General features: G+C 69.8%; 13 protein-coding genes, 1 tRNA gene and 1 pseudogene. 8 read left to right on the top strand and 7 right to left on the bottom strand.

All coding sequences use genetic code 11. The annotated features are described in order from the left end of the window. Positions 1 to 1,298: 1,298 nt before the first annotated feature. Positions 1,299 to 1,697 (bottom strand): annotated as a pseudogene (locus tag ABZU43_RS22190) (tetratricopeptide repeat protein); the annotation flags it as partial. 249 nt (positions 1,698 to 1,946) lie between these two features. Here ABZU43_RS22190 and ABZU43_RS22185 point away from each other — a divergent pair. Next, positions 1,947 to 2,030 (top strand) — tRNA-Leu (locus ABZU43_RS22185). A gap of 1,396 nt (positions 2,031 to 3,426) precedes the next feature. Here the strand turns inward: ABZU43_RS22185 and ABZU43_RS22180 are convergent. Both ABZU43_RS22180 and ABZU43_RS22175 read right to left on the bottom strand, forming a co-directional pair. Then, a complete protein-coding gene (locus ABZU43_RS22180; RefSeq protein WP_355008381.1) occupies positions 3,427 to 3,999 on the bottom strand; it encodes an OmpA family protein in 573 nt (190 codons plus the stop codon). A gap of 16 nt (positions 4,000 to 4,015) precedes the next feature. Further along, positions 4,016 to 4,618 (bottom strand): hypothetical protein, encoded by a 603-nt coding sequence (locus tag ABZU43_RS22175; protein ID WP_355008380.1) that lies wholly within the window; start codon positions 4,616 to 4,618, stop codon positions 4,016 to 4,018. A gap of 240 nt (positions 4,619 to 4,858) precedes the next feature. Here ABZU43_RS22175 and ABZU43_RS22170 point away from each other — a divergent pair, with 240 nt between their 5' ends. Then, the gene (locus ABZU43_RS22170) at positions 4,859 to 7,954 is read left to right on the top strand and encodes a BTAD domain-containing putative transcriptional regulator (RefSeq protein ID WP_355008379.1); all 3,096 of its coding nucleotides are present in this window, start codon (positions 4,859 to 4,861) and stop codon (positions 7,952 to 7,954) included. 283 nt (positions 7,955 to 8,237) lie between these two features. Then, positions 8,238 to 8,918 (top strand): zinc-binding dehydrogenase, encoded by a 681-nt coding sequence (locus ABZU43_RS22165; RefSeq protein ID WP_355008378.1) that lies wholly within the window; start codon positions 8,238 to 8,240, stop codon positions 8,916 to 8,918. Between the two features lie 98 nt (positions 8,919 to 9,016). Here the strand turns inward: ABZU43_RS22165 and ABZU43_RS22160 are convergent, their stop codons facing one another. Then, positions 9,017 to 10,240 carry an MFS transporter gene (locus ABZU43_RS22160; protein WP_355008377.1) on the bottom strand — a complete coding sequence of 408 codons (1,224 nt, stop codon included), beginning with the start codon at positions 10,238 to 10,240 and terminating at the stop codon, positions 9,017 to 9,019. Between the two features lie 166 nt (positions 10,241 to 10,406). On the opposite strand from ABZU43_RS22160, the gene ABZU43_RS22155 reads away from it, so the two are divergent. Genes ABZU43_RS22155 through ABZU43_RS22145 form a run of 3 tightly spaced genes read left to right on the top strand, consistent with a single transcriptional unit; the run spans position 10,407 to position 15,303 of the window. Beyond that, positions 10,407 to 13,679, top strand: a complete 3,273-nt coding sequence (locus ABZU43_RS22155) for a BTAD domain-containing putative transcriptional regulator (protein WP_355008376.1) — start codon at positions 10,407 to 10,409, stop codon at positions 13,677 to 13,679. A gap of 49 nt (positions 13,680 to 13,728) precedes the next feature. After that, entirely contained in the window at positions 13,729 to 14,361 is a 633-nt protein-coding gene (gene wrbA / locus ABZU43_RS22150; protein WP_355008375.1) for an NAD(P)H:quinone oxidoreductase, read from the top strand. 45 nt (positions 14,362 to 14,406) lie between these two features. After that, positions 14,407 to 15,303 carry an NAD(P)-binding domain-containing protein gene (locus ABZU43_RS22145; RefSeq protein ID WP_355008374.1) on the top strand — a complete coding sequence of 299 codons (897 nt, stop codon included), beginning with the start codon at positions 14,407 to 14,409 and terminating at the stop codon, positions 15,301 to 15,303. A gap of 267 nt (positions 15,304 to 15,570) precedes the next feature. Here ABZU43_RS22145 and ABZU43_RS22140 read toward each other — a convergent pair whose 3' ends face one another. Further along, positions 15,571 to 15,927 carry a nuclear transport factor 2 family protein gene (locus tag ABZU43_RS22140; protein WP_355008373.1) on the bottom strand — a complete coding sequence of 119 codons (357 nt, stop codon included), beginning with the start codon at positions 15,925 to 15,927 and terminating at the stop codon, positions 15,571 to 15,573. Between the two features lie 160 nt (positions 15,928 to 16,087). Then, entirely contained in the window at positions 16,088 to 16,558 is a 471-nt protein-coding gene (locus ABZU43_RS22135; protein WP_355008372.1) for a MarR family transcriptional regulator, read from the bottom strand. 102 nt (positions 16,559 to 16,660) lie between these two features. Between ABZU43_RS22135 and ABZU43_RS22130 the strand changes: the two genes are divergently transcribed. Together ABZU43_RS22130 and ABZU43_RS22125 are read left to right on the top strand one after the other, a co-directional pair. Continuing rightward, the gene (locus ABZU43_RS22130; RefSeq protein ID WP_355008371.1) at positions 16,661 to 17,305 is read left to right on the top strand and encodes a hemerythrin domain-containing protein; all 645 of its coding nucleotides are present in this window, start codon (positions 16,661 to 16,663) and stop codon (positions 17,303 to 17,305) included. Between the two features lie 29 nt (positions 17,306 to 17,334). Beyond that, positions 17,335 to 18,780: an MFS transporter gene (locus tag ABZU43_RS22125; RefSeq protein WP_355008370.1), complete on the top strand. Its 1,446-nt coding sequence runs from the start codon at positions 17,335 to 17,337 to the stop codon at positions 18,778 to 18,780. A gap of 85 nt (positions 18,781 to 18,865) precedes the next feature. On the opposite strand, the gene ABZU43_RS22120 is transcribed toward ABZU43_RS22125, so the two are convergent. Then, a complete protein-coding gene (locus ABZU43_RS22120; RefSeq protein ID WP_355008369.1) occupies positions 18,866 to 20,080 on the bottom strand; it encodes an MFS transporter in 1,215 nt (404 codons plus the stop codon). Positions 20,081 to 20,167 lie beyond the last annotated feature (87 nt).

Raw genomic sequence — 20,167 nt, 5'->3', positions numbered from 1 at the left:
AGGATGCCCAGGCCAGAGTCGACGTCCGCGCCGGTACCGCCCGCGTCCATCATGGTCTGCCCAACCACCGGGGCCTGCCCGGTGGTGACTGTCTGCGCAGCCGTAGTGCTCTGGGTGGGGGAGTCGGCACCTGGAGTTGGCAGGGGCTGCGGTGGGGCGCTGCTGCTCCAGGGCGGCGCGGTCAACCCCCAGGGCGGTACGGGTGGTGCGCTCACCGGAGGCGCGGAGACGGGCGGCCCGAAACCGGGCGGCGCGGACACGGGGTAGGTGTGCCCGGGTGGAGCGGATACGGGTGGGCCGTAGCCGGGTGGTGCGGACACGGGTTGGGCGTGCCCGGGTGGTGCGGACACTGGTTGGGCGTAGCCGGGTGGTGCGGACACCGGATAGGTGTGCCCGGGGGGTCCGGACACTGGTTGGGCGTAGCCGGGCGGTGCGGAGACCGGGTAGGTGTGACCGGGTGCTGCGGACACGGGTGGGCCGTAGCCGGGCGGTGCGGAGACAGGGTATGGGTGGGCCGGCGGTCCCGAGACCGGGTACGGCTGGCTGGGGGGCGCGGAGATCGGAGACGGGGTCACCGGCGGTGCGCTGATGGGCTGGGCAGGTGGTTCGCTCACCGGGTACGCCGGCCCTGGTTGGCCGACGGTCGGGGAGGGGCTGCCTGATGATGTCGCCTCGGCGCCGGACACGTTGTGCGATTCGCTCGGCGAGGTTGGCCGGGCGGCGGCTCGGGCGGCTTCCTCGGCGAGCAGCGGCTCGATCTGGCGTACCCGGATGGTGGGGTTGTCCCAGCGAGGTGCCGGCACCGTCGGTGTCGCCGGCGGGGTCGTCGACGCCGGGGCGGTTGGGTTCGGGACGGTTGGGGTCGACGCCGGGGGTGGCACGTCCGCCACCGGCGGGGTCGCGTGACCGCCCACTCGTTGGCGTGGTGCCACGGTCGGCCCGGACGGCGCTCGGTCTGCTGACCGCTGCTCGGCCGGCGTCGACGGAGATGCCGGCTGAACGGGCGTCGCCCGAGGGGCTGGCACCGGTGCCGGGGTGGCGTGGCCGGGCGACGGGGGTGTGGCGGGTGCGCGTACCGCCGGAGGGGTTTGTTGGGGTGCGGCCGGCGGTTGCGGCGCCCACTGTGAGACGGCGGGCGGCGGGCCGTCGGCGGAGGGCCGCATCGCGGCGAGGGTCGCCAGCGACAGGGTCGGGCCGGACAGCGCCGACCGGGCGCCCGGCTCGGTCACCGGGGCGGCCGAGACAGCATCAGGCGTCGGCGCGGGGTGCTGCTCGCCCGGGGGCGGCGGGGGTGGGCCGAGGTAGTCGCGGGCTGCGCGTACCGCCGGGTGGTTCTCCCCCAGCGCGGCGGGCCCGGCGGTGGCGACGCGGGTGTAGTTGCGGCGGGCCTCGTGCCGGTTGCCGAGCTCCTCGGCCACCTCGGCGAGTTCGAAGGCGAGGGCGAGCATCAGCGGGTCGGAGTGCTGCCAGCGCCGCTCGCCCGCCGCGAACGCCTCCTCCAACACCCGGCGGGCGGCGAGCGGATCGTCCCCCTCCCGGTGCAGCCGTGCCAGCAGGTGCGCGGTGTGCAGCACCTCGGGATGGTCGTCACCGTACGGCGGGGGAGCGGATTCGACGACCTCCGCGAGCAGTTGCCGGGCGGCGCTGAGGTCGCCCGCGGCGCGCAGAGCGAGGGCTCGGTGCTGGGCGCCTGCCAGGGGGGAGGGATGGGACACGTGGCAATGCTGCCGTCACAGGGCCGCCGGACGCTACCCGGACACGCCCCGACGGTGTGTCGGTGCGGCCGTTCTGGGCGGCTTGAGCAGCGGCGGAAGCGCCAGGGGAGAGGCGCCGGAAGGCGATGTGCATGATCCACGAGTGCCGTGTACAGTAACTCCCCGTGCGGCCCGCTGTGCTGACCACCGGATGAAAGATCATCTGGTCGGCAAGGTAGGCTGAACGTGTAGGTCCGGGTGGCGGAATGGCAGACGCGCTAGCTTGAGGTGCTAGTACCCGTATAGGGTGTGGGGGTTCAAGTCCCCCCTCGGACACAAATGATTTGCCCACGGTGTGCGCTGCGCCGCCTCGTGACCGGTGTGGTGGCCACGAGGTCTCCGGTTTCAGGTTCTGCTTGGTCGCTGAACCATCTACCGGAGACCTCACTGCGCATCAATCACCGACACGCCGCAACCCTAATCAAGGTCGACCGCCAGCACCCGCTATGAAACGCGGCCTAGTTCCATTCGGCCACCTCTGTGTAATCGTTCCAGATGTAGCCCTTGACGCCGGCGCAGCAGTCCGAGTGCCACCACAGGTTTCCGGCACTGTTCACGCACCGCTTGTCGACACGGAAAAGCTGCCTGAACTTCCACGTGGCTATCACCGAGGACGACCCCGAATAACTGCTGTGCACGGCGGCCTTAGCGACGATGACTCGCCTGAGGTGCGGCGTCCAGGCCGTGCACCCTGCCATGGTCCCGATTTCCGTCTCGACCGCCGTTGCGCTCGGAACGGCTGCGACCGTCGCAGATGCCGGTGCCGCGACAGCAAGGCTGCCGTAGAGGGCGAGTGCGAGTGCCCCGCCTGCTGCTGTTAGCCGCTTGGCCGTTACTTTCCTCATAGTTTTTTCCTATCTGTGGGTATTCCAATGGCCGGTACGGTCGGGTGCGGCGTGGTCGTTCGAGGCTGCCCCGCACCGGACCGCCCGAGCTGCACCGGAGCGCCCACCTGCCCCTTCCGGCCGCAATGCTCCTGTTCGTCACACCCTTCCGACCAACGCTTGTAACGCGCTTGCAAACGGCCTGCAGCGCCCTGCGGGAGAAGCAGACGACCGGCCAATCAGCAGTGAGACATGCGGTTTCAGTCGGACCGAGCCGGTTTCCTCGCACTCCTCGTCGTCAGGATCGGTGCGCCCGGCGCGGATCCGGAGCCGATCCGCACGGCAACGCGTACCCGATCTCCTCGGCCAGCCGTACGGCACGATCGTTCAGCCGCAGCGCCTCAGTCGCAGTGGCAGCGGAACCGCGTCGGGTCCGGCATCGTCGGAAAGCGCTTCGACGAGAGCGTAGGGAGCACTGTATGCCCCGATGCGTTCTGGCTTACGACGCTTTAGTCCGGTTCGTAAACCCCAGGCAATGCTCGGCGGCGAGCGTGAGGACGGCGGTATCGACCTCGTCCGCTCGCGACCAGACGCACGAGACGCCCACGATCGCGTCGGTCAAACTCCCCGTAACCCCAAGTGCCTCAGCCAGATCGGCGACCACAGCCTTAGTACTTAGTACTTGCCTGTCTCGCTAAGGGTGGTTCCGGCGATCTTGGTTAGTAGGTTTCAGCGGCCGGGAAGCGGTCGCTGAAGGTGATGGCGAAGGCGTTCAACGCGGGTTTGCGGCGCATCGTCCATCGGGTTCTGCCTGACTCGGTCAGCGGCAGGAATGGCCCCGGAATCGATCATTTGTCGAAACGGATCTCGACCCGACGGTTGCTGGCCCTGCCCCTCGGGTTGTCCTTGCCCGCTACGGTGTTCGCCGCGACGGGACGCGTCTCCCCGAAGCCCTCAACCGCGTACGTGAGTTTGCTGTCGACGAGTCGCGGAGCCAGAGCGTCCCGAATCGCCTCAGCTCGCCGGCGGGACAACGCCAGGTTGGCCCCGTCGCTACCCACCGAGTCGGTGTGTCCGAAGATCTGGACCGTGCCGGTGGCCTGCTCGCGGAGTCGCGTGGCGATCTCAGCCAGCTGGAGACGAGCCGCCGGAGAAATATCGGCCTTGCCGAATGCGAAGAGCACGTCCGCCGAAAGGGTCAGCTCGATGCGCCCACCGGACTCCGCCTCCCGGGTGTTGCCGTCGAGGTCCTCGGTACGCAGAAAGACGTCCTCGATCGGCGCATGGATGTCGAGGATCGGGCTGCTCACCTGATCGCCGAACTCACGTGTCGGTCCGGGCAAAACCATGTCCGGGGACCTCGGCGCGGACCAGGCGTCTGCCGGATCACTGACCAGCAGGAGGGCCAGTGCGATCGCCACCGGCGCCACCTGCCGGCTAACCGAGCGGGACATTTTCGAAGACCGGAACGCGGGGAACGACAACATCGACGGCGGTGACATCATCCGGCGGGGCGCCGAACATGGCGTACAGGTCCACCGACTGACCGGCCTGGACGAATACCGACTGGAGGTCGGACGAAGCGAGGTACTTCACCTGACCGGGTTTCGCGTCCGGTTCGCCCGTCCGGGCCACCAGGTGCCGCTTGCGGTTCTTCCGGTCGATCAGCGTCACACCCGAGAAGGCCAACGAGATGGTGTCGCCTTGAAAGGCGCTCGCGATCTGCCAGCGGTTCGGGCTGCCCACGGCATCCGTGCGGGTCAATCGGACGCTGAGATTGACGAACCCGTCGTCGCGCCGCAGCTGGTATAACTCCACCCTGACCGGAAAGAGGTTGCCGTTTTCGCTGATCTGAATGTCACGACTCGCGATGGCGGCGCCGATCGGCTCGGGCTGAGACGGTGCGGCACCGATCGTGTCCTTCGAATCCTTGGCGGCACCCTCTGTTTGGTGGGTCCTGTCGAAACCACAGCCGGTGAGGGCCAGGGTCATCGCCAACGCGAGCGAGCCGGCGCGGACTATGTGTTGACGCACGAGCACGAAATTCCTTCCCGTGGACCGGTCGGTCGCAGCAGGCTGCCGACCGCGTGAGTTCAGGTACTCGCCGTCCCCGTTCGAGGTGAGCGCGGCTGGCGTCGGCCGCACGTCTAAGCCGGACGGCACGTTTGACCGCCGGCCGGAGTAGGCGTAATGATCCGCAACAGTGAATGCAGGAGCCTTGCAATCGGCTTGCAGACCACCAGAGGGGAACCGGCGTACTCGCGGAGAGGGGACAGGCCGATGGAGTTCCGGGTGTTGGGCGCGGTCGAGGCGTGGGCGCAGGGCGCTCGGATAGACCTCGGCGGGCGTCAGCCCCGACTGGTCCTCGCGGTGCTGCTGCTCGAGCCCGATCGGCTGGTGTCGGTGGACCGGCTGATCGACCTGGTGTGGGGTGAGGAACCGCCGCGCAGTGCCCGAGGCACCGTCCAAGCGTTGATCTCGCGACTGCGCGCCGCGCTGCGGCAGGCCGGAGCGCCGGTCGAGTTGATCGGTCGCGAGCCCGGCTACCTGCTCCGGGTCGATCCACTGGCGATCGACGCCCACCGGTTCACCGCGCTGGTCGCGCAGGCCCGTACCGTCGACGACCACACTGCGGTGGACCTGTTCGACAAGGCGTTGGCTCTGTGGCGCGGAGAACCGCTCGCCGACGTGGCCGACGAGCAGGTGCGACACCTGCTCTGCGCGCGTCTGTGCGAGGCTCGCTGGACAGCAGTGGAGGATCGGGCCGACGTGCTGCTGCGGCAGGGCCGTTCCCGGCAGGTCGTCGATGAGCTGACCGACCCGGTGGCCTGGCAACCCAGCAGGCAGAGGCTGGTAGGTCAGCTGATGCTCGCCCTGTATCGGGAGGGCCGCGCGGACCACGCGCTGGCCACCTACCGGCAGGTCCGCGATCGTCTCGCCGACGAACACGGCCTCGATCCGGGTGCAGCCCTGCGCACGCTTGAGGCGCTGATCCTCCGTGCTGACCCGACCCTTGAGTTGTCCGCTGAGGCCGCCCGACCAACTGGGGGAGCGGGCTCCCCGCTGGCTCGCCCTGCGGGGCTGCCCCACCACATCCCGCACCTCGCCGGCCGGGACCTTGAGTTGGCCCGGCTCGACGCCGGGCTGACCGAATCGGCTGACGGTATCCGAATCTGGGTGCTCAGCGGCACTGCCGGGGTAGGCAAGACAGCTCTCGCCCTGTACTGGGCGCACCGGGTCAGCGGGGCGTTTCCCGACGGGCAGCTGTACCTGGACCTGCGGGGCTTCGACGCCGACCGTGACCCGGTTGCGCCGCAGGCGGCGCTCACTCAGCTGCTGACCACGCTCGGGATCGACCCGAGAGCGGTGCCGCACGACCTGGACGCCCGGGCGGCACTGTTCCGCTCGCTGCTGGCCGACCGTGACGTGCTGTTGGTCCTGGACAACGCCCGTGACGTCGACCAGGTGCTGCCGCTGCTCCCGTCCTCGGGCACGGTGCTGGTCACCAGTCGGCACCGCCTCGGCGAGTTGGTGGTGCGCGCCGGGGCGCGGTCGCTCCCGCTCGACGTGCTCACACCAGTGGCGTCGATACGGCTGCTGGCGACGCTGCTCAGCGAGCCTGTCGTGCAGGCCGAGGCCACCGCGGCGGCCGAGTTGGCCCGGCTCTGCGGGCACCTGCCGCTGGCACTGCGCATCGCCGCGGCGAACCTCCAGGCGCCGGGGGGACCGGACATGGCCGGGCTGGTCCGCGAGCTGACCGACGGGGACCTGCTGGGCGGACTCACCGTTGATGGCGCCGAGGAGGGCGCAGTGACCAAGGCATTCGCCCTGTCCTACCGGGCGTTACCGGCATCGCTGCGGGAGATGTTCCGCCGGCTCAGTCTGGTACCCGGGCCGAGCATCACCGCCGGCCCGGCGGGCGCGCTCGCCAACGTGCCGACGGCCACCGCCACCCAACGGCTGCGCGCGCTGGCCGCAGCGCACCTACTGGAGCGGCATCCCGGAGATCGCTACCGATTCCACGATCTGCTGCGCCAATACGCCATGAACCGCATTGCCGGGGAGGAGGTCGAGGCCGCCCGGGAGGCCGCCCGGCAGCGGCTGTTCGACCACTACCTGAACGTTGCGGACGTCGCTGGCCGCCGAATCATTCCGCACTTCGTGCGGCTGCCACGCCCGCTGAGCACGGACCCGTTCACCGACACCGACGCGGCCCTAGCCTGGCTGGACGCCGAGTCGGCGAACCTCACCGCGGCGGTGGAGCAGACCGCCCTGCACGGGCCCAGACGGTACGCCTGGCACCTCACCGACGCGATGCGCGCCTACTACCACCAGCGGGGTCGCCGGGATGAGTGGCTGATCACCTCGATGACGGCACTCGCCGCAGCGCAGGCAGAGAACGATGCCCGGGCCCAGGCCGCGATGCACCAGAGCATCGCGTTGGTGCAGGTCAACAGCGGTCGGTACGAGGAGGCGCGTCAACACCTGCTCGACGGACTGCTCTGCACCGAAGCGGATTGCTGGGAGGAGGGCCGCAACGGCATCCTCAACAATCTCAGCGCGGTCCACCAGCGCCTGGGTGACCCGCGGGCCGCAATTCACTGCGCCCAGCTCTCGCTGGCGCTCAGCCGTCAGTCGGGCAACGAGGGCGGCCAAGCGATGTCTCTGGCCAACCTTGGGTTCTCGTACTGGCAGCTTGGAGCCTTTGTGGAGGCCGAAGCGCAATTTTCGGCGGCATTGGAGCGGGGTGAACGGGCCGGGGCGCACTACAACGTGGCGGTGCTCCTGGTGGATCTGGCGAATGTGCGCCGGGATCGGGGCGACCAAACCCGCGCCGATGACCTCTATGCCCGTGCGCTCGTCGCCAACCAGGATCTCGGCTACCGCTACGGCGAAGCGACCGCTCTCGCCGGTCGGGCGGTGCTCTGGTGTGACACCGGACGGGCGGAGAAGGCTCTTGTCGACGCCGAGCGGGCGGTGACGCTGACCAGGGAGATCGGCGACGAAGGCACCGAGGCGTGGGCGGTGGACGCGCTGGGACGGGTGCTGTTGGCGTTGGGACAGCTGAGCGAGGCGGCCGAGCAGCACGGGCGGGCGCTCGATCTGGCGCGGCGTACCCGCTTCTGCTGGGGCGAGGCGAACGCTCTGACCGGCCTCGCCGCAGCGGCCCTGGCGGCCGACGACCCGCTGGCCGCCGGCCGGCATGGCCAGGCGGCATTGGCTCTCGCGGCCCGCTCGGGCTACCAGCCGATCGAGATCCGGGTGTCCCGCATCCTCGCCCGCGCCGCGGAGGAGGCCGGGGACGCAGCCGAGGCGCTGCGGCTCGACAAGCGCGCGGGACGGCTGGCGGAGGAGACCGGGTACGCGCTGCCCTGACCGCACCACTTGCACACTGGATCCCGCTCGACTGCGGCCGTCACCTCAGCGAGAGACTCGACCAACTTCGTCGTCTTCTCGATCGCATCCTGACTGAGAGTCACGCTCGCGTGCTGTAGCCTCCGCCGACGGCTTGAGCCGCCTTTCCGTCCAGTCACTTCGTTCTGTGTCGTGGTCATCACGGCAGCCTCCTCACCAGGAACAACAACCGGCGAGTCAGGCTGGGAACACCGTCAGTTCCATAGACCTAACTCACCGGCCGGGTCCGGCCGGCGTGGGGCCGGTGGAGGAATTCACGATCACCAATGGTGCGCCGTCGTCGGGGCAGGCGTGGACGACTGCCAGGACGATGTCGTCTTCGGTGGTGTTCCCGAAGTGGGAGAGCAGGAGGTCACAGACCTGCTCGGCGGTGCTGTCCTGCCGACCGGTCAGCAGAGCGACGAGTTCGGCGATTCCCGCGTCGATGCCAGTCCTGCGCCGCCTGGGCGCCACGGTCATCGGTGCGGCAGGCGGACCGGCCAAGACGGCGGCAGTGCGAGAGCTCGGCGCCAATCTCGCTGTGGACTACAACCTGCGGGACTGGGCGGGTACCGTCCGCGACACCCTGGGCGGACGCAGCGTCTCGGTCGTTCTGGACGGTGTCGAGGGCGACAAGGGGCGAGCCGCCTTCGGGCTGCGGGCCGAGGGTGGGCGCTACATCACGATCGGCGCGGCCTCCCGGGACGAGTTCCGTCCCGAGGAGGCACAGCTGAAGGAGCGCGGCGTGGGTTTCACCGACGCACTGGCCCTGCTGTTGAAGGGCCAGGACGCGCCCGTCAACGAGGCCCGCGCGCTTGCGGAGGCCGCCGCCGGTCATCTGGTGCCCGCCTTCCAGATTTTCCCCCTGTCGCAGGCCGCCACGGCGCACGCAGCCCTACAGGCGCGGGCAACGACGGGCAAGATCGTTCGCGTCCCCGACGCCTGATGAGGAGAACTGAGGACGGCGCCATGGCGGCGGAGGTTCGGCAGCAGGCGGTCTTCGTCGTGGCGGCCTGCCGGCACCGCGCCGGACGCGGCTCGATCTCAGCCGGTCTGATGCGAGAGCGTCACGGCGATCGCTGGACCGAACGCGACACTGAGCAGATAGGCAAGGTTGAACAGGCCCAGGGCTTCGGCCTTGTGAGGGCCGGGCACGACGCCGGTCGCTCGCAGGGCGAGTACGCCCTGGCCGGTCGCGGCGGCAAGGGACGCGAGTGCCATTGCCACCAGCAGTAGCGGCACGGCGGAGGCGACCGCAGCTAGCAGCGGCGCCGCGACGGCTCCGCCGAGCAATGCGGCGGCCGTCACGCGGTGTGGCACCCGCACGGACGCCGCGATCAGGAACCCCGAGCAGAGGCCGCCGAGCAGGTACGGCGCCAGCAGCACGACTCCGCTCCGGGTGCTGTCCCAACCCGAGTGCTCTCGCAGCAGATCCGGTGCGGCGTAGAGCAGGGTGAAGTTCACCAGGCCGACAGTGAAGACCAGCACGCACGCCGCGAGGAACCGGCCGTTGCGCGCCACTGCGGCGGGCAGAAAGCCGTCGGGGCTAACGTTCGTCCGGACCACGAGCAACGCCAGCAGCGCGACGGTGACCGGGCCGGCCACCAGCGGACGGTGCGGAGTCAGAACTGCCGCGGTGACCAGCATGGCAAGGAGAGCCATGCCGAGCGGATCGAACGACGCCGGCACCCCGTCCGGCGGTGTGGCGTCGCGGCGGGCCGCAGGCACGGCGGCCACCGCCAGCAGGGGCAACGCCAGCACCGCCTGCCACGAGAGGAGGTCGGCTACCAGTGCACCGGTCAGCGGACCGGTGGCCCCCACGACCGCCAGCGACGCGGCGACCACCCCCATCCGCCGAGGCGAATCGGCCAGTTTCATGGCCGTCACGCTGAGGCCGGCGGATCCCAGTGCCTGCACCGCCGCGCCGGCCACCAACGCCGGCAGTGTCGGCACCAGCACGAGGAGGATCGTCCCCGCGGCTAGCAGCGCGGCCGAGGCGGTCAGGGCCGTCCGTACGCCGCGGCGGGCCAGTAGCGCCGCCAGCAGTGGCGTACCCAACGCGATCCCCCAGCCGAAGGCGGTCACGCCGGCCGCCGCGGCCCGTTCCCCGGTGCCCGTCGCGCGCGCCAGCTCGTCGAGCAGCAGGGCCGGCGCGGCGATCCCATACGACAGCGGACCGGCCAGCAGGGCCAGCCAGGGCGTGGCCACCCGCCGTGGTGCGACCTGCCCGTGACCCTTGGCGGTCCGGTGCCGTTGTAGATAGTTCATGTCATTCCTCCGGTGTGGGCTCGGTTCAGCCTCGCCGGGGTGGCTTACCGCCGACTGCTCGTCGACTGACGTTCGCCTCGGTGGCGTCGGCGCCGCCTGCCGGTGAGCGGGCCGACTGTCGATCGACGTTTCGCGGGCGGGACAGCCGACTGGCTAGTGTGAAGCGGTGAGGTTCGGGGTGCTGGGCGAGATCGCGGTGTGGACGCCCGACGGCGAACCCGTCGCCGTACCCGGCCTGAAGGTTCGGGCTCTCCTGGCTGACCTGCTGGTCCATGAGGGGCATCCGGTGTCCCCCGACCGGCTGATCGAGGATCTCTGGGGTGACCGGGCGCCGGGCAACCCGCTCGGTGCGCTCCAGGCCAAGGTGTCGCAGTTGCGTCGCGCGCTGGAGTCGGGTGGGGCGGGTGGCCGTGCGCTTGTCGAGTCCGGTGATGCCGGCTACCGGCTGCGTATTTCGCCGGAATCGGTCGACGCGGGCCGCTTCGCGGCTCTGTTGGCGCGTTCGCGGGCGCAGCGGGAGCCAGTGGGCCGGGTCGCGGAGCTGACGGAGGCCCTGTCGCTGTGGCGCGGCTCCCCGTACGCCGACTTTGGTGACGAGCGTTTCGTCCGTCAGGCGGTCGAGCGGCTCGACGACCAGCGCCTGGCGGCGCTGGAGGATTTGGCCGAGGCCCGGCTCGATCTCGGTGAGCATCACTTGCTCGCCGGCGAACTGGCCGACCTGGTCACCCGTCACCCGTGGCGCGAGCGGTTACGGGCCGCGCACCTGCGCGCCCTGTACGGCTCGGGACGCCAGCGTGAAGCCCTGTCCGCCTACGAGCGGTTCCGTCGGCAGATGCGTGATGAACTCGGCATCGATCCCGGCCAGGAGTTGACCGAGCTGCATCGGGCGATCCTGCGCCAGGACCGCGCGCTGCAGCCGCCGGCACCGCCGTCGTCTCCGGTCCGAAGCAACCTGCCGGCGCCTCTGGCACCTGGTCCGTACGGCGGATTGATCGGGCGTGACGAGGCCGTCAAGGCGGTACGGGAGCGGCTGACGAACGGGCGGCTGGTGACCCTCACCGGAATGGGTGGGGTGGGTAAGAGCAGGTTGGCGCTCGAGGCCGCTCGTCTGCTGGCCGACGCGTTCCCCGCCGGAGTGTGGCTCGTTGAGCTGGCGGGCCAGCCGCACTGCGACGGCCAAGTGACCTGTACCGAGGTTGTCGACGTGGTGGCGGCGACTCTCGAGATCCGCGACGATGCCCCGGCCGGTCTGCCCGGTGATCGGCCAGGTGAGCCGATGGATCGGCTGCTCGCCGCGCTGCGGGACCGGCGGATGCTGCTGCTGCTCGACAACTGCGACCACGTGGTGACGCCCATCGCTGAGCTGACCGAGAGCCTTCTCGGCGCCGCGGCCGACCTGCGCATCCTGGCGACGAGCCGTGAACCGCTCGGGATCCCGGGCGAGGTCGTCCTGCCGGTGCCGCCGCTGGCGCTGCCGGAGCCGGGAGCGACCGCGGAACAGATCGCCGCGGCCCCGGCGGTTCGGCTCTTCGAGATCCGTGCCCGCGCCGTCGAGCCGGGCTTCATCGTCGATCAGCGGAACACTGACACGATCGCCACCATCTGCCGGCGCCTCGATGGCGTACCGCTGGCGTTGGAACTGGCCGCGTCCCGGCTGCCCGTTCTCGACCCGGGCGAGTTGGCGGCGCGGCTCAACGATCGCTTCCGACTGCTGTCATCCGGTCGGCGTACCGCGCCCCCTCGTCAGCAGGGGCTTCGCGCCGTGATCGACTGGAGTTGGGAGTTGCTGTCGCCCGGCGAACGGGCGGTGCTGCGCCGGCTGGCGGTCTTCAGCGACGGTGCCACCCTCGCTGCCGCCGAGCAGGTGTGCGCGGGCGGAGAAGTGGCGTCCGACGAGGTCCTCGATGTGCTGGCACGATTGATCGACCGATCGCTGGTCCTGACGCGGCGCGGCGAGAGTCCACGACGCTATCGGCTCGCGGAGACGGTGGCTGCCTACGGTCTCGAACAGCTCGACAGTGCCGGCGAACTCCCGGCGACCCGTCGCCGTCACGCCGCGTGTTTCGTCCGTCTCGCTGAGCAGGCCGCAGGGCGGCTACGGGGTCATGACCAGAGTCGCGCGCTACGGGAACTCGACGCCGAGAATGCCAACCTGCGGGCGGCACTGGACGCCGCCGCCACCGATGGTCAGCCTCGCATGGGCCTGGCGCTCGCGACCTCGTTGGCCTGGTACCGGCTGCTCCGGGGTCGGCTCGGGGAGTTGCGCCGGTCGCTGCGAACGGCGTTGGACATCGTCCCGAAAAGTGCGGACGACGTCGCACCGGGCGCCCTGCGGCGACGTGCGGATATGTGGCTGACCGCCCTGGCAACCCGTGACGGTGACCCGAACGCTCCCCGGCAACGGATCCTCGAATGCCACCAGGACGCCGACGGGCCGGAGAAGGCGTTCGCGCAGTGGCTGTTCGCCTCCATGATGCTCGGCTCCGGAGATCCGGCTGAGGCTGCCGCCCTGGTCGACGCGGCACTGACGACGTTCCGCGCCAACGGCGACCAGTGGGGCATCGCTGCCGCCTGCGCCACTCGGGCGGACCTCGCGCTCGTACACCGCAGCGACCTGCCCGGTGTGCAGCGTGACTGCGAGACCAGCCGGACGCTGTTCGTGCAACTGGGCGACTGCTGGGGGCAGGTGCATCCGACGAGCCTGTTGGGCACCCTGGCCGAGATCCACGGCGACTACGACAGCGCAGCCATGCGGTACCGGGAGGCGTTGCGCATCGCCGAACAGCTGCGGCTGTGGACGTCGGTGTCCCGGCAGCTGGCGTGCATGGGACGGATCGCCCTGTTGCGCGGCGACCTCGACGAGGCGGCCGCCTGCCACGACCGCGCGCTACAGGTCGCGCGGGAACAGTCGAGCCGATCCGCCGCCGCCTTCGCCGGCACGGGCCTGGCGATGATCGCGCGTCGGCGGGGTGACCTCGACGCCGCCGAGACCCAGCAGCGGGACCTACTCGACTGGAACCGGCACGCCGGTTACCTGCCCGGCTACGCGCTTGCCCTTGCCGAGTTGGGATTCATCGCGGAGCACCGCGCCGATGCGGTCCTCGCCGAGCGCCGCCACCGGGAGTCGCTCGACGTGGCGCGCGCCACCGGGGACCCCCGGGCGGTCGCCTTGGCCGTCGAGGGACTGGCCGGGGCGACCAGCCTCGGCGGTGACCATCGCCTCGCCGCACGGCTGCTCGGCGCGGCCCGCACGCTTCGCGCGGGCACCGGAGCGCCGTTGCCCCCCGGTGAGCAGCATGACGTCCAGCGCATCACCTCTCGCCTCCGCACGGCGCTCGGTAGCGAGGAACTCGCTGCCGAGATGTGCCGCGGCGCACAGCTCGACCTGGACAAAGAGGATTTCAGCGGCATCGGTAAGGGGATCGTCAGCGAACGGTAAGCCTGCTCGGCACGGTTGACCGAGAACCGAGCCGACCCAGGAGGTAACCGTGCAGACCGCTGCCAGGATCGCCGTCATCTACTACTCCGCCACCGGCACCGTGCACCGGCTCGCGCAGGCATTTGGAGACGGAGCGGCAGACGCCGGCGCGGAGGTCCGCTTGCGCCGGGTGGCGGAGTTGGCACCGGATCAGGTCGTCGATGCCAGGCCGCGGTGGCGGGCCCACCTCGACGCCACCGCCGACATTGCGCTCGCCACCCTGGACGACCTGCGGTGGGCGGACGGGTACGCCTTCGGCACACCGACACGTTTTGGCAACGTCTGCTCTCAACTGCGCCAATTCATCGACACCACGACCGCCCCCTGGCGGGCAGAGGAACTGGCCGACAAACCGGCAACCGGCTTCACGGCCAGTTACGAGGAGCACGGCGGCCAAGAGTCGACCCTGCTCAGCCTCTACCAGACGTTCCACCACTGGGGGGCTGTCATCCTGCCCACTGGCTACCTGAACTACGACACCGCGCACGCCGCCGGCGGGAACCCGTACGGCGTCAGCCTCGTGGAGAGCCGCGCCGCCCGGGATCCGGAGTACGCCAGAGCCGTCCTCGAGACGGCCCGCTTCCAGGGCGCACGACTCACCCGCCTGACAGCCGCCGTCCGGGCGGAGAGCGACCTCGGGTAGAAGCCACCTGACGCATCGAATCACCGTTTAGAAACGAGGAAAGTCATGCTGACAACGACCACCGCGAATCCGACCGAACAGGCCAGCCGGGTCACCGTGCTCGGTCTCGGTGACATGGGCTCGGCGATCGCCCAGACATTCATCGATCGCGGACACCGTACGACGGTCTGGAACCGGACCGTGAGCAAGGCCCTGCCGCTGGTCGACTCTGGCGCCACGGCTGCCGCGAGCGCCGCGGAGGCTGCGTCCGCCAGCCCGCTCGTCGTGGTGTGTCTGCTCGACGGCGGGGCGGTCGACGAGGTGCTCGCTTCCGTGGACGCCGCAGTCGCGGGCAAGGTCTTGGTGAACCTGACCAGTGGCTCTCCCGACCAGGCACGGGCCAACGATCGCTGGGCGAGAGAGCGCGGGGCCACGTACCTCGATGGCAAGATCTTGGGCGATGCGGCAGACGTCGGTACGCCGCGCGTCATGTTGTCGTTCAGTGGTTCCCGCAACGCGATCGATGCGCACGGGTCGACGCTGGGGGAGTTGGGCACCGTCACCTACCGCGGGGAAGAAGCCGGCTCGGCCGCCGTTGAGTTCATGGCGCAGGTCGCGATGGGCTACGAGATCCTCATCGGGTTCTTGCACACCCTGAGGCTGGTGCAGGCGGAAGGAGTCGACGTAGCGGAGTTCGCCGAGCGTGTCGCCAGCTCCGTCGCCGCGCTGCCCCCGCTGTTGACCTCGATCGGCAACGCGGTCAAGGCCGGCGAATACCCGCCGGATCTCGGCCCGCTCACCGTCCAAGCCGCCCTGATGGACGACATGATCAGCCATCGGCGATCTATCGGCGTGGAAGCCGTGCGGATGCGAGAGGTCAGGGATTTGATGAACCGCCGGATCGCTGACGGCTTCGGCGCTCAGGGGTTCTCGAGCTTGTTCGAGCTGCTGACAAAGCCCTGATGGTGGTCTCTCAGCACCCGGGACGCGGTGCCACGGAGCACAGCGTCATCCGGCCCTTCTCAAGATGACCACCACGGCGGCCTCCGTCGAGGACGAGCTGGCTACCACCGTTCTGAGACGTTGACCGGGCGCTGGGCGCGTGCCATCCGGCATGCGCCCAGCGCCCGGTCGTCCACGAGCTACCGGGAAGGCCCTGACGAAACTGCGCTGCTGACCACGCCTCGCCACCGCGGTCGTGCACTCCATCCTCGTCCTTCGTGGACGGACTCACTGGACCGGGACGAAGGTGGCGGCCAACACCCGCCAGTTGTCGTTCTCACGCACCCAGAGTCGGGTGTAGCGCAACCGCGCGGACATGGCGGCACCGCTCTGAACGGCATCCACCGCAGCGACCATGCGAGTCATCCCGGTCTGGCCGTCTTCCTGGACGTCGAGCGACTCCTCCACCAGGCTGGTGATTCGCAGTGCCCCGGAGCGGTAGCCAGCCAGGTCGTCTTCCTTCGTAAAGACCGTGCCGTCCGGTCCGGCACCCACGACCTGCGGGTGCAGTAGCGCGTCGAGGGACTCGACGTCAGCGGCGCGCTGAGCGGCTTGAAGTTGCCGTTCCGCGGTGAGGAGATCCATCCACCGATCCTCCGCAGCGGACCCCAACAAGACAAGCGGGTTCGCTCGCGGCAGAACGGCGACGTCAGCCCGGCAGTGGAGTGAGCCCCTCCTCATGTTCCCGAATCAGTAAAAAGCACGGTCGCGCCGTCCGAGGACCGCCCGGACCGATTGGACGCGCTCAGGGCTCCTGCTTCGCATCAGCCCGGTGGTGGCTCAGCAGTCGACCGAGCAGCCGCCGCAGTTCCGCGCGCTCGTTATCGGACAGTGGCGCAAGCAGATCGTTCTGGATGTCGAGGACCTGCTCGTCGAGCCAGCGCAGCCGCTGGCGGCCGGCCGGCGTGACGGTGATGACGTTGCGCCGCCGGTCGGCCTGGTCCGGCGCGCGCTCCACCAGCCCGGCCTGCGTCAGCTCATTGATCGTCGCCACGATGTCGCTGACGTGGATGCCGCTACGCCGCCCCAGCGCGGCCTGGCTGGCCGGACCAAACTCGTCCAGCGAGGCCAGCACCCGGTAGTGGTAGCCCCGCGCACCGGCCCGGGCGAACCCGTCCGCGATCAGCCGCCCAGCGTGAGCGGCGGTCTGCGTCATCAACCAGCTGGTGAGTCCGCTGAGTCGGGCCGGCGTCTCGTCCTGGACGGGTAGATCCACGGGCCCATCCTACCAGTCTGTTGGTGGCACCTACGGTTTGATACCGTTGGTCGCCCTAACGTTTGGGCAACCAACGAATGACCTGATGCGAGGTGACGAACCATGAGCGAGGCCACCCACACCCTCGACATGACCATGATGTTCGCGGTGCACGACGCCCTGCGCCGAGACCTGGCCCAGCTGGCCCGGGTCTCCGCCACCGCCGACGACGATCCCCGGCAGATCCTGCGGGCGGCGGTCGGCTGGGAGATGTTCAAGGCTTTCCTCCGGGTGCACCACACCTCCGAGGACGTCGCGGTCTGGGGCCCGATGGCGACCCGGCTGGCCGACCAGCCGGACAGGGCACTGCTCGACGCCATGGAGGCGGAACACGCGGCGATCGATCCGCTGCTCGACGCCGTGGACGCCGCCATCGCCGACCGGGAGTCCGGGCCGCAGCGCCTCGGCGATGTGGTCGACGCCCTCTATCTGAGCGTCGCCGGGCACCTGCGGCACGAGGAGGACGAGGGCCTGCGCCTCGTCGATTCGGTGCTCACCGCGGCGCAGTGGGCGGCGTTCGGTCAGGACCACCGGAACCGCGTCGGCGCGGAGTCCGCGCGTTACCTGCCCTGGCTGCTCCAGGGAGCGTCGCCGGAGACCGTCGCCGCCATCCTCGGCCGCATGCCGGAGGAGATCAAGAGGGCGTACGCCACCGAGTGGCGGGCCGAGTACCTCGACGTCCGCCCCTGGAACCCCCGCATTCGCTGATCCGCAAACACCGACTCTGGAGAAAATCAATGTCTGTCTACGAAGAATCGAAGGCCTCGCTGGTGGTGGAGCCGGAAACGGGCCCACCACCACGACTTGGCCTCGCACTGCTGGTCATCGCGGCCGCCCAGCTGATGCTCGTGCTGGACAACACCATTACGAACGTGGCCCTGCCGAGCATCCAGCGGGCACTGGGGATGGCCACCGCCGACCTCAACTGGGTGATCACCGCGTACGCGCTCGCCTTCGGCGGTCTCCTGCTAGCCGGTGGCCGAGCCGGTGACCTGTTCGGTCGACGGCGGGTCTTCCGGATCGGCCTGGTCCTGTTCACCGTCGCCTCACTGCTGGGTGGCTTCGCCTGGTCCGGCACCGTCCTCATCGCCGCCCGGGTGCTGCAGGGCGTCGGCGCCGCCATCGCGGCGCCGACCGCGCTGTCGCTGCTGGCCACGACGTTCCCCGCGGGGCCGGCACGGAACAAGGCGCTGGGTGTCTACGGGGCGATGGGCGGCCTGGGCTCCGTGGTCGGCCTCCTGCTCGGCGGCGCCCTCACCCAGTACGTCAGCTGGCGGTGGGTCCTGTTCGTCAACGTGCCCATCGCCGTGCTCGTGCTGCTCGGCACGTCGGTGCTGCCACGAGGGGAGCGCGAGCGCGGTCGGGCGGACCTCGCCGGTGCCGTCACCGCCACCGCCGGGCTCGCCGCACTGGTGTACGCCATCAACCGCGCGGCCCTGCACGGCTGGCGCGACACCGTCACCCTGGGCTTTCTGATCGCTGCCGCGGTCCTGCTGATCGCGTTCGTCCTCGTCCAGCGCGCCGCCAGGGCGCCGATGCTGCCCGGCCGGATCCTCAGCGACCGGGCACGGACCGGCGCGTACGTCACCATGTTCCTGGTAGGCGGCGGCATGTTCGCCCTGTTCTATTTCCTCACTCTCTATATGCAGGTGGTCAAGGGCTACCCCCCGATGCGGACCGGCCTGGCCTACCTGCCATTTACCGTCGGCATCGCGGTGGCGGCTGGCGGCGTCGGTCCCCAGCTGCTGTCCCGGCTGACGGCCCGCGCCCTGACGGTGGGCGGCCTGGTGCTGGCGGCCATCGGCATGGTCTGGTTCGGGGCGCTCAGCCCGACGTCGAACGCCCTTACCGCGCTGCTGCCAGCTCAGCTGGTCGCCGGCTTCGGACTGGGACTTACCTTCGTGGCCACCACAGTGGTCGCGATCAATGGGGTGGCCCCGCAGGACACCGGTGTCGCCTCTGGCGTGGTCAACACCAGTCAACAGATCGGCGGCGCACTCGGCCTTGCGCTGCTCAGCGGCGTGGCCGCCGCAGTGACCGCCGACCAGCCCTCGGGCACCGCCCTCCCAGACGCACTGACCAGCGGGTACGTCGACGGGCTGCTGCTCGGCGGAGCCGTCTTCCTGGTGGCCGCGATCGTCGCGGCTGCGACGATGAACGCACGCGTGGTGGCATCGCACTGACACCACGCGGCTGCCGCCCGGTTTCCCTCTGCCGGGCGGCAGCTCCGCTGGTCAGGGCGGGCTCGCCCTTTTGCCGGTCAACGTGTCACCCGGTGGTGGCCAACTCGTCCTCGGAGACCTTCGCGGTGGTTGTTCGACGTATGGCGACGGTGACGAGCAACGCGGCGGCCGTCAGCGCCACACCGAACCAGAGGGCGCTGTCGACGCCGAGACTGTCGGCGAACCATCCACCAAACAGCGCGCCCAGCGCGATGGACGTGTTGTAGCCCATGGTGTTGATGGACATGGCTGCCTCGAACTTCCCGGGTGCGGCGCCGAGCATCAGGTTGATCTGGCACAGGTTCGCGGCGCCGAAGGACGTTCCCCAGAGGGCAACGGCGAGGATCAGACCGGGCCGTGTGTGCCCGATGGTGAGCAGCAGCAGCATCGCTGTCACGAGCCCTGCGCAGGCGAGGACGAAGCTGACCCAGACGTTCTTGGTCACGGTGTGGCCGGCGATGAAGTTGCCGGCCGTACCGCCGATGCCGTAGATCACGAGCAACACGGTGATGAAGGCGGCCGAGGCCGACGCCTGTTCCTCCGCGAAGGGCCGGATGTAGGTGTACGCGCCGAAGTGGCCGAGCACGTACAGCGTCACGGCGACCATCACCAGGCGCAGTTGCGGGTACTGGATCGGGAGTCGGAAGACATCCCGGACCGGGACGGCGTTCTGCGAGGGCAGCGAGGGAATGGTCACGGTGACCGCGAGGAACATCAGCGCGCTGAGGCCGGCCCAGATGAGGAATGTGGTGCGCCAGTCGGTGAGGCTTTCCAGGAAGGTGCCGAGTGGAATGCCCACCACGGCGGCGATCGAGATGCCGGACAGCGCGACCGCCGACGCTCGGGCGGCGAGACGTCCCGGTACGAGGCGCATCGCCATGCTCACGCCGATGGCCCAGAAGACGCCGTTGGCGAATCCCATGACGAGCCGGGTGGTGAGGACCAGGGCGAAGTTCGGTGCGGCGGCGGTGAGCAGGTTACCCAAAGCCAGGATCGCCAGGAGTACGGACAGCAGGATGCGCCGGTTGATGCGCCTGGTCCACGCGACGATGAACGGCACACCGAGGCCGGCGGAGATGCCGTACAGCGTGACCATCAATCCGGCGACGCCCGCGGACACATCCAGGTTCGCGCTCACCGGGGTGAGCAGGCCGACGGGCATCAGTTCGGTGGTGACGAAGGTGAACAGGCTGGCAGTGATGACGGCGACACCCAGCCATGACCTCAGGGTCGAGTACGGGTGCTCATCGATTGTGGCCATGTCTTCTTTCTTGTCGTGAGGGGAGTTCGGCCGGACAACGGCTGTGCCGTGCCGGTTCTGCTCGAAGCTTCACCCGATTGGATCAAT

Origin of the sequence: Micromonospora sp. NPDC005205 (genome assembly GCF_040608275.1) — a bacterium.
Taxonomy (GTDB): Bacteria; Actinomycetota; Actinomycetes; order Mycobacteriales; family Micromonosporaceae; genus Micromonospora.
Note: the sequence above shows the minus strand (reverse complement) of the source record. Positions and strands in the feature narration are given on the sequence as shown.